Here is a 12942-nt window from a genome sequence, read left to right on the forward strand (position 1 = left end):
ACCATGATGGACAGTCGTGAGTAGCCGTGGCAGTATCGCGAGCTGGCCTCAAAGCAACAGGGGCGCTCCCGGATCTCGTCTCACCAGTTCTCCGAGGCGAGGATTCGGCCGCCAATGATGTCCCGTTCCAGGCGCGCGTACCCATTCGCTGCATGACCAGTTCGCATGCCGGAGTCATGCGCTGGTGTGCGGCGGGTGAAAAAACAACTGCGTCTCCCCAAGGCCACATCCGGACATCGATGGTTCTCCTGGCTCCACTGGTCCTAGTCTGTCATAGGGACATTTTCCTCACTGAAGCCTGGACCATGTTCCGGGGCGGCCAGCAGATTGCTTCGTGGCGCCTTCACGACATGCTGGTCCTCTGGCTCGAGCATGGAGAAAGACCTTCCTCTTGCGCCGTAACGTATTGATGAGTGGAGTGCTGTGACGCTCAAGCCCTGGCCTGAAGCGATCGAGGCGGCTGCGCGTGCTCTTCGCGCTGGCCGTATTGCTCGGGATTCCATGCACCCCCGCGAAGCCGCTGAAGCTGCCTACACGCCTGGAGGCCCCAGCGTTGACGAGCTCGAAGCGCTGATCCGGCGGCATCGCGCCGAAGCACGTGCAGCCCTGGGTGGCGTAGAAGCTGAGTCGAGCGAGGTCGACCGGCGGCCGAAGCGCCAGGATGCTCGAAAATTTGACGCCCACGAAAAAGGATCCTTTAACCCGAAAAGGGGAACGGTGAAACAGCCGCGCAGCTCTGGAGAGATGAAGGAAGAATTTCCGTACACCCTGAGCACGATGTGCTACATCGAGGTACGCAACGACGGTGAGGTTCTGTGGGGAGGCGGACACGAAGCATATGAGCGCGTGAGAAGGGGCGAGTGCCGTCTCTACGCGGTCTGGCCAGGGCAGTGGTCAAGCCACCTCTTCGCCATTGACGACCTGGACCAGTACGCCGCTGCCTTCGGCCTCGTCCATGACGAGAAGCGAACGGGCCTAGCTGACCACCAGCATGAGGTGAGCTGGTCGGTGTCCCCCTACGAGAAGCGCCCCAACGGATCCTATGTCTCTATCGAGGTGCAGCTTGGCTGTGGGTGCTCGATCCGAGATCTCAAGGCCTTCGCCAAGCAGATGCGTGAGCAACGCGGCTGGGATGTCGCGACGACCACGGGTTGGGGGAGTGCGGGAGACACGTACTCCATCCGTGTACGCCGCACGAGTCTTCGGCAGTAACGGAAATGGAGTACGGCACTTGAGGTGATCCGGTCCGCATCTTTATGCTCTTCGTGCGTAGCTCGTTGGCGGTCCGCGGGCCGTCGACGAGCTGTGAAGCCAGAGTGCGTCGCTGACTATCCGTACTGGAACACCTGGGTTCGGACCCCACTTCGCTGAAGCTCAACGAAGGTCGGGAAGCCAGGTTTCCTCGGTAGTGGGGTAGTCGTGTCCCACAGCCTCTTGGGACAACCCCGCTACCGCTGTCGGGAGCCCTGGTCATGGCACCAGGGTTCCCGTGAACTGAGCTGGTTACGGACGTTCTGCCCTGAACTGGTGGAGGAAGCGCTGCCACTCCTCCGCCGGAAAGCTGAGGAAGCCGAGGACACGGTTCTGGGTGTCACGGACGTCGGCCCCACGGGCGTGCTCACGCGCTTCGACACAGTTGGTGGCCCCGTTGCTGTACGTACTCTTGTGCCACTCCGGCCTGTTCATCGCTCCAACCTCGCTATTTCGTCCTGGAACCTGGTCAAGGTCTCGATGGGGTTCATCGCTATCCCCTGCAGCGCGGAGAACTGCATACGGTAGTTGGCCACCTCCATCGTGTTCGTGATGACCTGGCCTTCACGGATGGACTCAGCGACCAGCACTTCCGGGACGTGATCCGTCGTGATCAGCTTATATGCGCCGGAAACGCCAGGATGGGTGGGAGCGTCAGGAGGCACCATCTGGAGGGTGATCCGACCGCGCACGGCCAGATCCGTCACGTGCGCGAGCTGACGGCGCATGACCTCTGCCGATCCATAGCGTCGGAGTAGGACCGACCCGTCCATGACCAGCCAGAGTCTCGGATTCTCCCTCTCGGCGATTCGCTGTGAACGCTTCCACCGCTCCTCCGCCATGCGCTCCACCTCGCTTGTGGGAAGCCAGGGAGCTCCGTGGCGGATGATCGCCCGAGCGTACTCCTGCGTCTGGAGATAGGCCGGGAAGACAAGGACCTCATACTCGTAGACGGCGCTGGCCCCGTCGATGAGTTCGGCGATCTCGTACTTCCAGACCTCCCCTCCCGAGCCGGTCAACTCCTTCCACAGGTGCGTCAGTCTCCCGTTGCCGAGGGCCTCGTCCAGGGCGGCACGCAACTGGCCGACGGGAGGCGTTACTCCCCGCTCGACCTCAGAGATCGTCGTCTTCGAACTGTTCGCCCTGCGTGCGAGTGCTGTCTGCGTCAGTCCGGCCTCCTCCCGTAGGCGCCGAACCTCACGCCCGTAGGAAGCAAGGACTCTCTTGTCCGGTTTTTCGTTCTTCTCGGGAGGCACCCTCTTATCATGCCTGGCTATGACGTGTCACGTCGATCCTTTCCTGAAAATGACGGGAGGGGAAACCCTGTGACGGCTCTGTGACGATCACCTTCACCTGCGCAATGACGAAGCCGAAGATGGAACCGCGGCTCGTTGGGATGAGGAACCGAACCATCCCCAAGGCCGAGAAGTGCCTATCAATGGCCAGTCTCCACATGAAAAACAGACAGAAAGGTTGATGGCGTGGCGAAAGTGATCAGAGTAGACACGGCCAGGTTCCGTAGCTGCGGAGACCAATCCGCCGATCGGCTTCCCCGCCGCCTCGGTGACTCTCGTTCGAACTCGCCCCTGGTGATGGACGAGGATCGTCCGCACCTGGGTGCCGCGATCGTTCTCCCCGGTGAACCTGATCAGGCGGCCGTCATGCGGCGTCGAATCCGCTCACGCACCAACGGCAACGGCCCTGGGACCGACACTCTCGTGCTGCTGGCCAGCGAGCTGTTCACCAACGCCCTACGACATAGCCGCAGCGGCGGTCCCGGAGGGGAGGTCGCTGTGGCCGTGTTCAAGCTCCCCGGCCGCTACCAGGTCAGAGTCACCGACCAGGGGCCCGGTGAGGACCACAGGAGTACCTTCCCCCATCCCCGTCCCTTGGGCTTGTTGGACGAAGGAGGCTTCGGTCTGCACCTGGTCGACAGCGAAGCCAGCCGTTGGGGCACGATTCGCGAAGGCGGCCGGACCACTGTGTGGTTCGAGGTTGACCGCGATTCCCACGTCTCCGCCTCGTGAGGCCACTATGGGGTGGCAACGTGCGGATGACCAATGTGCTTATGACGCCGCCCGAGGGCTTCAGCGCCACCTCGGTTCCAGGTGGCTCGTGTTCTGGGGGCCCGCGTCGCGAAGCTTCTGGGGGTTCCAGCGCGGTGGCCCCTACCCCCTGATGCTGAGAGCCCCAACACCACAGGGCCTTGTGGACGAGATCCGACGACACCGAGGATGAGGGGAAAGCAAGCGGATGGTTCTCCTCTGCGGGTGCTACGGCAACCCTCGCGAGGGCGCGGAACGCCGACCTACCGCTACACCCGCATCCCTGTGCCGGTGTAGCGGTCTCCGGGTTTGGCTCCGGCCTTCACACGCTGAACCTCTCCGAAGCCATCCGGTGTCTGCGCCGCCCCTCTGAAGCCGGTGCCCGTGCCAAGGCGGTGCAGCTTGTCACGGGCGATGGGCTCTGGCCCCCAAATCGTCGGTATCAACCGTGCTGTCGCCGTTCCGCGCGGTTAAGGGGGCCAAAGGGTCCAGGCCACTTCGGCAGTGCCGTGTGTGGTCATCACCAGTTCTGTCCCAGACCCGGGTTACGCACCAGGACACTCGTTCCAAGCCGTTCCTGTGGTATCCGCTGCCGTGCTTGGAGAAGGGGCAGAACGCGGTTCTGCAGTGGCCCGGGGAGCCACCGGCATACCGCTGCGTAGTCGGACGAGGCGTGTCGGTTGCTCGCGTCCGGTTTCCTCCAGGATGCGGAACCGTCAAGCAGAAAGCGATAGTGGGCTTCTGCTGGTCGTAGCCTCGGTAGCCCGGCTGCTTCGGCCTGTGCGGCTGCACGCACGGCTATCTGCAGTCCTGCCAGATCCAGATCGCCGAAATAGTAGACATGATCTGGTGCCGGTTCGAGCATAGGGATGCTCAGAACACTCTGTGTGAAAGACGTGCCGTGTCCCCACCCCACGTGCAGGTTCGGGCGTGCATCTGGTCCACATCGCCGGAGCGCGGTGAGGAAGGAATTGTAGGTGGCGAGATTCTCCACGACGAGCAGACGGGGGCGGCCCTCTCCCCGCACGTACTGGGAGACGAATGGTAGGGGTGGTGCGAAGCACGCCAGAGAGTCCAGGCTCAGCGCGCCAGTGGTGAAGAGCCTGGTCTTCAGGTAGCGCTCAAGGGCTTTCTCGTCATCGAAGAGCTCCAAGGACCGCTCCTGGACGGGAGCCGGGGCCGGTGTGGGAGTGTCGCGCATCCAGGAGGCTATCCGCTCGAGGACCTCCTGTTCGTCGGCGCGGGTGGCGATCCGCCCTGCGGCTTCGAGGGCCTTGGGCCAGACACGCCGGATGGGTTCGGGCTTGGACGGCGCCGGAGGCATGACGCGCATGACCCAGTTGGGTATCGGCGGAGAGGCACGCGTGTCCCAACCCGTCCGCGAACCGTCCGCTGGAAACGTGATCTTCCTGGTGCTGCCGAGTTCATCGAGAGCGGTGCGGACCCGGGCACGGCCCTGGGGATCACCGACCAGCCCCGGGTCGAATCCGTGTGCACATTCGAAGAGCACATCAACCTCGACCCGTTTGGTGCGGGCACCGTCGAGGACGTGGGCGAGTTCAGCGGCCAGTGGAGACAACCGCTGCTCCTCGGAGTGGCTCATACCTCTCCTCCCTCATGGGGAGAATCGTTCTCCCAGGAGTGGTCGTGATGCGCGACCCGGATGCCGGTGACCCCCATGGCGCGGTCCTTGATCTCCTCCTCGGCAACGATGTAGCGGCGGTTGCGGGTGCGACCACCCCGGTTCTCGAGCCTGATGACGTTGGGGAACTGGATGACGGCCGCGGGGTCCTTCACACCTGTGGTGTAGACGAGCTGTACTCCGTGTGAGGCGGCCACGCTCCGCTGCAACCGCACCAAGGAGGCTGAGGAGGCCCTGCCGATGGGATTGTCCAGGAGCAGTACCCCGCCCGAGCGCCCCCGGCGGCCGGTGTTCGCGGCGCGTAGCGCGGCCAGCGTGCAGTACAGGGCCACACACACGGTGAGCTTTTCACCCCCGCTCCACTTGGCGAGCCGACTGATGTCCTCCGTAGCGCCGGTGACGTCTTCGGTGGGCTTGAGCACCTTGACAGTGAAGCCCCGAGGTCCCGCCGCTTCATGGACGGCTGCCTTGAGCATCGGCATCCCCTCGGGTTTGAGCCCTTTCTGCACCGTCCGGTCAATGATTCGCTCGGCGTAGACGATCAGATCCGCTTCGCTGGGCCTGTCGAATCCGATCCGGAGTATGCGCTTCCCCGACCAGGAACCGGAGGTGTTCTTCATCTGGGAAGCGCGTTCGGCCTTGGCGAGCACGTCGAGGCTCTCCTTGACCAGGTGGGCCAGGGCCTCGCTCAGAATGCCCTGGTCCTGGGCGATCGAGGTGAGTTCATCGCCCAGTGTCTGAGCACGCAGCCGCAGCCGGTCGGCCAGGTCGGACGCGTGAGAGCCGAGCATGGCAGGCTGGTCGTTGGCCACCCGGTCCTTGACCGGACCTGAGACCCCCGGGAATCGTGTGGCGGTGCGCCGTAGCTGGTCCACGGAAGCCGTGAGCTCCGCGTTCGCCGTGTCGACCTTCTTCGTCGCGGCGGTGATGGCGTTCCTGACCTCGCGGGAGCGTTCCCTGGCGGTGTTCTCGTCATCAGTGAACAGGTCCGCCTCGGTGACGGCATCTTCTCCAGGTTTGGGAAGTGACTCCAACAGGGTGTCGAGGAGTTTTTGGCGAACACCAGAGCTCTGGACTCGTGCGTCCAGTTCTTGGATGAGCGCTTCTGCCCGGGTGACCTTCTCTTGTGCCTGTTGGGTGAGTACTTCCTGCTCAGCAGCCAAGGACTCGGCCTGTGCCGAATCGACGGGTACCGTGGGCAGGGCACGGCGCGGTTTCTGCCGTACCTCTTCAATAGTCCTGAGATCGGCTGCGCACTGTTGAACCCTGCCTTGTGCGACGCCATGTTCTCGGTCAGCGGTTTCTGAGGCTGCACGGGCTTCCCTGAGCGCCGAGTCTCGAAGATGCCGGTCCTGGCCCTCTGGTGAGGCGAGTAGTCGGCTCGCGACCTCACGCACCTGCGAAGTGAGCGTGCCCAGTTCCTGCCGGGCAGAGGCGACGCGTTGGGTGAGGCTCTGAACACGGTCGGCCAGTACCGATGCGGACGCACGCTGCCTCAGCGCGCTCAGCGCATTCTGCTGGTTGTGGCGCAGGGTGTCCAGCGGTACGGCAGAGTCGTCCGACATCTGGACCTGAACGGACAGTCCATCGGGACTGTCGGGGATCTCGTCGCTCTCCGCTCGGTAGCGCTGGGCCTGACGCTGTTTGGCGCCGGCTTCGGACTCCTTGGCCTGGGCTGTGAGCAGTGCTTGTGTGGCGGCACGGTCGTGTGTCGCTTCCCGTGCGACGGCATCGCTTTTGCGCAGTCGGGCGTCGGCTTCGCGCCGTTGCCACGACTCCTTCTCCGCAAACGAAGGCAGCAGGTCCTCAAGCCAGTCGATGGTTGCGCCCAGAAGACGTGACTCCTCGACGAGTTCGGCACGGCGGGTCTCGTCCAGTTCATCGCGGTCGTTCAGGCTCTGGAGTTCCAGCCGAAGTGTTTCGGCTTCCTCATCAAACCCCGTGATCTTCTGGTCGAGGCCGTCGATCTCCTCATCCAGCGCCTCCAGGTGCCCGGCAGGGCAGTCACCAAGGAAAGCGATGATCTCGCGGCGCAACTCCTCATCGGCGTCGCGCTGGGCGGCCAGTTCCCGTTCCATCCGTTGATGGACGTGCGCCTGCTCCTTCAGGATCCGTACCGTCGCCTCCGCTTCGACCGGGTCGACCAGACCTGGTTGAAGGGCGGTCCAGGCAGGTTCGGTACCGGAGCTGTTCGTGGAGCCGCCGCGGATGATGGCGTCAGCGGCTTCCACGGAGTAGAGGCCGACAAGATTCGTGGTCACGACGCTCTGAGCGTTCAGAGTACGCACGGCTTCGGGGACCGACTCGGTCGGTACCACGACGCCGCACCCCAGTCGGGCTACCTCCGGAGTATCCAGGAGGGTGATGAGGCGGTCAGTGGACACGACCTCGCGGAGGTGGGACCATCCCGCCTGCGTGGGAATGCCCGAGCTGGTGAGTGCATGCTCGACGCGTTCGGTATCCAGCCCGGGCGGAAGTACATGGTCGCGTTGCTGAGCCTCGATGGTGTGCTGGTCGGCACGCCGCTCGGCCCGGCGAAGGATGCGCTCGTTGTCGGCCGAGAGCGCGGCGTCGCTCAGCCGACGCTGAAGCAGCGCCGCTTCCGACCACAGATCGATGCTGGTGGTGTCGTCGGCTTCGGCGAGTTCACGCAGCCGTTCGGAACCTGTCAACACGCTCAGACGCTGCTCCAGCCCTGCTCGGCGCTGTGCCGTTGCGGTCCTGGCGTGCTCTGCCGCACTGCGTTCATGTGCCAGGTCTGTCTGCCGTGCCGTGATCTTGTTACGGCGCCGCCGACGATCTTCCGCCTGCTCGGAAAGCTCCGTGACGCGGTTGTCGACCCGGCTCTGTTGCTCCGTGACTGTCGTCAGGTACTGGTCGGGGGGTGTGGATTCCGCGGGCAGGTGGCCGCGTTCCACCCCTCGGCTGATTTGCCGGGCGAGCATGGTCAGCCGTTCACGAGCCTTGGTCTCGTCTGTCGCGGCCTTGTCCCGATCGGCGCGTGCCGTCCCAGCGAGCTCCTTCTCCGCGGCTGCGGACTCCAGGGCTGTTTCTCGTTGCTCATCCGCCAGTTCAGACCCGAAATCGGCTTCCTCGGCGAGCCTGGTCAGCCGTAGTTTCAGCAGCACTGCCTTGCGGGCGTGCTCCTCACGCAGCGGGGCGAGTTCGTTTTCCTCAGCGGCCGCGTCCAGTTCCGCTTGGGCGAGCTCGCCCTCCAGGGTGGCGAAGGCGGCCAGTTGCCCGGTGGCCTCCCAGGCCCGGCTGGTGGCGCGAGCTTCCTCAGCCCGTTTGTATGCGGCACGTTCCTCGACTTCGGCCTCGCGTAGACGCAGCCGTGCGGCCTCCCGGCGGTACAGATAAAGCAGTCCCCCGCTCTGTGAGCGTTCGTTGTTGGCCGCGCTTCTCTGCTCCTGGATGACCTTCTTCTGCGACTCGAGATGCTTCAGATCCACGCCGATCTTGGCGACCGAGGAGGCGAAGGAGGACGCCAACCGCATCGCGGACATATCGGCCGCCGAGAGCTCATCGTTGGCGGACTGCAGTTTGCGATGACGCGAGTACACCTCGTCCAGACCTGTCGCCGCCGCGTTGCAGAAATCACGTTCCTCGATCTTGCGGGGCTTGGCGGACAGCAGTTCGGTGACGCTGGCCAGTCTGCGGGCCACACTGGCGGGCGCATCCGGCTGAGTGGTCAGATCGAGGAGGAAATCGATGAAGTCCTTGGCGGCGGGGAACTTGAACATGTCCTCCACACCGCCCTCGACATGGTTCATCTGCTTCTGGATCCGGAAGATCTCCGGGTCCAGGTGGCGGTCCAGCAGCGCCTTGTTCCACACGTACTGTTTGTCCGTCACCACGAGGTCGACGTGACGCATATGCGGTTTCGCCATGTTCTTCAGCGCGTCCAGGAAGGCGTCTGCCCGTCGGGGTCTGCCTGATTCGTCGGTGAAGGGAAGGTTCTCCAGGTCCAGAAGAGACGGCAGCATGCGGAAGAGGTAGAAGCTGGTGTTCAGGCGGTCCCGTGACTCGGTGGCCTTGACGGGGCGGCGTAGGCCGACCCATTCATGGACGACACCGGTGATGAGGACGTCCTCTGGATCACCCAGCAGCGTCCGGGCTGTTTCCACGGGTTGCCAGACGGCGGTCACGTGAGAGGTGTCGCCCGAGTCCACGTAGTCGGTGAGGTGCCGTTGGACCGCCCGTCCCATGAAGTCGTTGGCACGCGGCAGAAGTTGCGCGTACAGCAGTGACAGGATGCTGGACTTGCCGCCGCCGTTGCGAAGCCATACCACCGAGTCGTGGGGGAGCGCACCCTCGTCGGTCGGAGCGGTCAGATCGAGGGTCAGGTCGGTGAACCGGGCCGACCGCTCGCCGACGGAGCGGAATCGCAGGGCTGCCAGTTGGTACGTCATCCGTCGCTCTCCTCGCTGATCGGATCTGTTCCCCGCTGAGCTCGGCGGAGTTCCGCGATGAAGGTGTAGGCGCGTTCGAGCGCGATCTCCCTGGCGTGTACGCGAAACCTCTCGGTTAGCGTCCACGTTCCGCTGACGGAAGGGTCGGTGCGTGCCATGCCCTGCCCTGTGAGCCAGGAGAGGATGGATTCGACCCAGAAGCGAGTGCACTTGGTCGTCAGCCTGCCGGATCGGGGCCCCTGCTTCCCGTAGTCCGTGGGCGGCATGTCCAGATAGATCCGCCAGGCCTCGTCCAGCCCTTCCTCCGGGATGATCTCCCCGGCCGCGTCGTGTGTACGCAGTTGTTCGCACAACTCGCGCAGCCAGGTGTCCAGATCCCGGGAGGGCACCCGCCGGACCCTGTCGTCATCGAGCTCCTGAGCGCTGGGAAAGGCGAAGGCGACGAGGCCGGTGAGAACCAGCCCGGCCAGGATCTTGTGCTCGGGTTTGCCGGTGTTGGGCATGTCCGAGAGCCGAAACGCCAGTGGGGATTCCGGCTGGACACCGAGGATCAGTCCGAAGTCTCCGTCGGACAGCACCTGTGCTCCGAGGCCGTGGAGCATGGCGTTGGTGGCCGTCTTGAAGTTCAGGTCCGTGCGGTAGCGGCTCAGCACCCGCTGATATTCCGGGTTGCGGCCTGGTCGCTGCGCGGGACGCAGGGCCCAGGCGACCAGCGTTCCGATGTCGGTGTGGTCGTTGTCGGTCAGGGTCATGTCGGCTCCTCGATCGAGGAAGGTGGGGTACTGAGAAGCACTGAAGGGGTGGGGTCCGCCTCCGCCAGACTGTTGGGATCGCGGGCGACGATCACGTCGTCGCCGTCCCAACCGGGGAGGCGCAGGCGGAGTCCGTCACCGTCGACGGCGGTTCTCCGACCGAGGACAGTGGCCATGAGGTCGTCCGCCGATCGTCCTTCGTCGTCATCGGCGTCCTCGGGGGAGAAAGCCCACAGGACAGCCAGGTTCAGGACCTCAGCGCCCTGTTGGCGGATGCTGGCGGAGGCTTCCTGCGGATCGTCGTAGCAGGCGGAGATGAGGGCTGACAGTCGGGCGGGGAGTCCCACGCGTTCGACGGCACGGGCTGCGACGCCGATGATCTCGGGTCGGAGGAGCGGCACAGGAGGGTCGGCCAGGTCGTGTCCTTCGTCCTCGTTGCGGTCGTTGGGTCCGGTTCTGGTGTGCCGTGACCACAGGTCGTTGACGAGTCGGTACAAACGGGGAAGGCGGGGCGTTCTGGGACCCCACATATCGATAAGGAACCTCTCGGTGAGGGTTCCGGCATCAGTGCGGCCCAGTTCCAGAGCCGGCATCAGGACATCCTGGTGGGGGTCAGGCAGATTGAGTAGCGCGGGTGGTCGGAACGCCTGGCGCTCCTGCTCGTCCAGGAACACTCCGCGTGCGGAGATGACCCGCTGGTGCAGGGACTCGTGGCGCTGTTGGCACTCCTCCAACAGTTGACCGATGCGCAGTGCCGCCTTCAGGAGACGGGAATCCGTGCTGGTCAGAGCCTCACGGATCTTTGCCAGAAGGTTCCGCTCGACTCTGAGACGCCCGCGTATGTGGTCTCTGGCCCTCTCAAGCTGCTCCGGTACGGTAGCGGCCCACTCCTCTTCCACGATTCGGAGGTCGCGGCGAGTCTGCCGGAGGAGGCGGTCCAACTCCTCGGCCAGACTCATCGAGAGGAGTCTGGCGCGTTCGGCGGATATGACCGCTGGTTCGAAGTCGTTACGGGCCAGTTGCCGTTCCAGGATCAGTTCGGTCGCGACCTGTTCGTCCTCGACGTCGAAGTCCAGACCGCCGATCAGCGCGTTGATCGCGTCCTTGGTCGCTCGCAGGACATTCTCGTCCCGGGCCGGGTGGTCGTGCTCGATCAGGAGGGAGAACGGTACTTCGCGCCGCCGATGGACGAGGTCGGGAGCGGAGTAGTCGCTTGTCACATATCGGAACGGCACCTGTCGGGCTGACCTGTTCAACAGGGAGTCCACCACGAAGGCGGCGACGTCCGAGTGCTCGTCGGGCGACTGTTCGGGAGCAGCCGCTCCCGCGAGCTGGGACAGCGCCTGGATCACGTCCGTGCGGGTCGCCTCCAGTTCGAAACCCTGCCGGGAGACCACCAGGTCTATAGCGGCCAGAGTCAGTGTCACGATGTCGTAGGCATCCTCGGGCCACTCTCGGCGGCGGGCCGCCTGCATGGCCTCGAACACGGGGCTGAACCGTAGGAAAGCGGCCACCCGAGCAGGGAAAGAGGACTCGTGCACGCTCAGTCCGTCAGTGCCGGTCGCGAACGAACCCGCTGCCTGGCCATCGGTCAGTGGTTCGGTGTGGTCTCCCGACGCGCCGTCGTCCTCTTCGAACAAGAACTCCATATGACCGCTCTCTGCCGTTTTGGCCTTCCCACTGCGAATGTTAGGAGAGGGTCGCGACAATTTTCCGGGGTTTGGCCTGATCTGGTCTGGTGATTTCAGAACTCTGGTCCTGCCGTCCTGAGGAAATCGATGCCGGAGTTGAGCGGCAAAGGTGGGAGCTTCCGTGACCTGTGCTGATGCAGTCGAGGTGGTGAAAAGCGTCGGCGTGAAGACGGGCGGACAGCGGCGCTGACGCGGATGTCTCCCAGGAGTGCGAACATATGTTCTAGAAATGGAAGACGCTGTGGCGCTTCGTCTGCAGGTGTAGAGATGGTAACGGTGTGTCAGGCAGTATCGAGATGGGAGAAGGCCTCCCAGAAGAGTGGTGCCTGTGGTCGACTGGGGCCATGGCGCGACGCTTCCCGCCACTGAGCCCTTGGCAGGTCAAAGTGCTCACGTGGATCTCGAACGGATGCCCCGACGGCGTGATGCGGGACTACACCTACAAGACCACGGCGATCGCTCTCCAGGGGCGGCGTCTGGTCACGGTGAGCAAACGCGGGGGGACCTGGTCGGCCACCACCACACCGGACGGTGCGTACTACCTCCGGCATGGTGCCTATCGCCCCGTCGAGAAGTCGACCCCTCGCCCAACCGGGACCGCTTCCCGAGCCTCGTCCACCAACCGTCGTCCGCACGGGGAAGAGCGCCCAGCGCCGGACGCGACCGTGCGCGCTATGAGGGCGATCGCGAGCGGAAAGCGCAAGGCGGTCAAGGCCAAACACGTTGAGATCCGGGAGACCTTCATGCGATACCGAGTCGTGGTGACACGTGTTCAGGCGGCCGAGAGGTATGTCCGCGCCACGGATGAGGAGGACGCCGTCCAGAAGGTTCGGGAGGAGTTCGATCGCCCGTACGGCTACTTCGGTTCCTGGAAGACCACGGGATCTGAGGTAGAGGTGGTAGGGGTCGAGGAGACGGTCGTCATCAAGCAGCCGCACCCGCTCTCACCGGAGGGCCCGCTCCTCCTGAGCCTGAAGGACGTCGGTAAGGCGTTGGGGCTCTCGTACTCCACCGTCTACGAACTCGTCTCCCGTGGGGAGATCGAGCATGTGATGGTTGGTTCCAGGAAGTACATATCCCGTGACGCGCTGGCACACTTCATCACCCAGAACACGCATCGTGGCTACCACAGGTGAGAGGTCGACTTCC

General features: G+C 64.2%; 9 protein-coding genes. 3 read left to right on the plus strand and 6 right to left on the minus strand.

Features of this window, described 5'->3' with window-relative positions; translation table 11 throughout:
• Nucleotides 1-423: 423 nt before the first annotated feature.
• On the plus strand, nucleotides 424-1212 hold the full coding sequence (locus FYW95_RS27525; RefSeq protein WP_201294634.1) for a hypothetical protein: 789 nt from the start codon (nucleotides 424-426) through the stop codon (nucleotides 1210-1212).
• Nucleotides 1213-1503: 291 nt separating this feature from the next.
• On the opposite strand, the gene FYW95_RS02620 is transcribed toward FYW95_RS27525, so the two are convergent.
• Both FYW95_RS02620 and FYW95_RS02625 read right to left on the minus strand, forming a co-directional pair.
• Nucleotides 1504-1686: a DUF397 domain-containing protein gene (locus FYW95_RS02620; RefSeq protein ID WP_160049944.1), complete on the minus strand. Its 183-nt coding sequence runs from the start codon at nucleotides 1684-1686 to the stop codon at nucleotides 1504-1506.
• Complete coding sequence (locus FYW95_RS02625) at nucleotides 1683-2507, minus strand: helix-turn-helix domain-containing protein (RefSeq protein ID WP_160049945.1); 825 nt, start codon at nucleotides 2505-2507, stop codon at nucleotides 1683-1685. The genes FYW95_RS02620 and FYW95_RS02625 overlap by 4 nt, the downstream gene beginning before the upstream one ends.
• 336 nt (nucleotides 2508-2843) lie before the next feature.
• On the opposite strand from FYW95_RS02625, the gene FYW95_RS02630 reads away from it, so the two are divergent.
• The gene (locus FYW95_RS02630; RefSeq protein WP_370463234.1) at nucleotides 2844-3278 is read left to right on the plus strand and encodes an ATP-binding protein; all 435 of its coding nucleotides are present in this window, start codon (nucleotides 2844-2846) and stop codon (nucleotides 3276-3278) included.
• A gap of 538 nt (nucleotides 3279-3816) precedes the next feature.
• Here the strand turns inward: FYW95_RS02630 and FYW95_RS02635 are convergent.
• Genes FYW95_RS02635 through FYW95_RS02650 form a run of 4 tightly spaced genes read right to left on the minus strand, consistent with a single transcriptional unit; the run spans nucleotide 3817 to nucleotide 11751 of the window.
• Complete coding sequence (locus FYW95_RS02635; RefSeq protein ID WP_160049947.1) at nucleotides 3817-4899, minus strand: hypothetical protein; 1083 nt, start codon at nucleotides 4897-4899, stop codon at nucleotides 3817-3819.
• A complete protein-coding gene (locus FYW95_RS02640) occupies nucleotides 4896-9350 on the minus strand; it encodes a coiled-coil domain-containing protein (protein ID WP_160049948.1) in 4455 nt (1484 codons plus the stop codon). The genes FYW95_RS02635 and FYW95_RS02640 overlap by 4 nt, the downstream gene beginning before the upstream one ends.
• Nucleotides 9347-10102: a hypothetical protein gene (locus tag FYW95_RS02645; protein ID WP_160049949.1), complete on the minus strand. Its 756-nt coding sequence runs from the start codon at nucleotides 10100-10102 to the stop codon at nucleotides 9347-9349. Before FYW95_RS02645 ends, FYW95_RS02640 begins: the two co-directional genes overlap by 4 nt.
• Nucleotides 10099-11751 carry a hypothetical protein gene (locus tag FYW95_RS02650; protein WP_160049950.1) on the minus strand — a complete coding sequence of 551 codons (1653 nt, stop codon included), beginning with the start codon at nucleotides 11749-11751 and terminating at the stop codon, nucleotides 10099-10101. Before FYW95_RS02650 ends, FYW95_RS02645 begins: the two co-directional genes overlap by 4 nt.
• A gap of 716 nt (nucleotides 11752-12467) precedes the next feature.
• Between FYW95_RS02650 and FYW95_RS02655 the strand changes: the two genes are divergently transcribed.
• Nucleotides 12468-12929, plus strand: coding sequence for a helix-turn-helix domain-containing protein (locus FYW95_RS02655; RefSeq protein WP_160049951.1), 462 nt, complete (start codon nucleotides 12468-12470; stop codon nucleotides 12927-12929).
• Nucleotides 12930-12942: the final 13 nt, after the last annotated feature.

The sequence above is a fragment of the Nocardiopsis sp. FR4 genome (genome assembly GCF_009830945.1).
Classification (GTDB): domain Bacteria; phylum Actinomycetota; class Actinomycetes; order Streptosporangiales; family Streptosporangiaceae; genus Nocardiopsis.